1 protein-coding gene is annotated in these 354 nt (G+C 73.7%); it reads left to right on the plus strand.

All coding sequences use genetic code 11. The annotated features are described in order from the left end of the window. On the plus strand, window positions 1-354 hold a 354-nt coding region (locus AC1DKR_RS21505), incomplete at both ends, for a rhodanese-like domain-containing protein (protein ID WP_478035276.1).

Consider the following 354-nt stretch of genomic DNA (forward strand, 5'->3'; position numbering starts at 1 on the left):
CGCGACGCCGCGCAGACGCTGATCCAGCGTTTCAAGGTGCCGCACATCGGCCCCGCGCAAGCCGCCGCATGGCTGGCCGACCGCTCCCGCACCACGTTCCTGTGCGACGTCCGTACCGCGGAAGAGCATGCCGCGCAGACCCTGCCCGGCGCGCAGCATGCACCAGGCGGGCAACTGATGCAGGCCACGGACCAGTACGTCGGCGTGCGCCGCGCACGGATCGTGCTGTTCGACGCCGACGGCGTGCGCGCCCCCGTGGTCGCCAGCTGGCTGCGGCAGATGGGCCACGACGCCGTGGTGCTCGAAGGCGGGCTGCAGGCGGGCCTCTCCGCGGGCGTGACCGCAGTGCACGGC

The organism is Stenotrophomonas sp. 01N47, from assembly GCF_056399165.1.